Origin of the sequence: Priestia sp. SIMBA_032, assembly GCF_046535215.1 — a bacterium.
Taxonomy (GTDB): domain Bacteria; phylum Bacillota; class Bacilli; order Bacillales; family Bacillaceae_H; genus Priestia; species Priestia aryabhattai.
This window is the reverse complement of sequence record NZ_JAWRXD010000234.1, coordinates 1-364: the sequence shown is the minus strand read 5'-3', so window position 1 is coordinate 364 and position 364 is coordinate 1. Positions and strand designations below refer to the sequence as shown.

Annotated in this window: 2 pseudogenes; one reads left to right on the top strand and one right to left on the bottom strand. The window is 34.9% G+C overall.

The features are described from left to right. A pseudogene (locus tag SB717_RS34155) lies at positions 1-211 on the bottom strand (S-layer homology domain-containing protein); the annotation flags it as partial. Between the two features lie 8 nt (positions 212-219). On the opposite strand from SB717_RS34155, the pseudogene SB717_RS34150 reads away from it, so the two are divergent. Then, positions 220-364, top strand: a pseudogene (locus tag SB717_RS34150) (ribulose-phosphate 3-epimerase); the annotation flags it as partial.

Genomic DNA, 364 nt, shown 5'->3' with positions numbered 1-364 from the left:
CAACAGTTGATTTGTCAACGACAAACATGAAATAGAAGTTATCTTCATCCTTCCCAACAAACGAAAATGAACCATGAGAGTCAATCATTCTTGGCAAATTAGGAGTATATAGATCAATTTCTGATGCTACATATCTATATCTGAAATTCGCATTATATTTCTTATTTACTTCAGTAACAAGATTTTGACCTTGTTTAGAAATAGATCGCTCTCATACAGGCGGATATTATTACTGTTCACGTAGAGGCGTGTCCACATCTGCATCGTACAATTCAGTTAATTAAATCTCACGGTATTAAAGCGGGCGTTGTATTAAATCCACATACGCCAGTTTCAGTGATTGAGCATGTATTAGAAGATATAG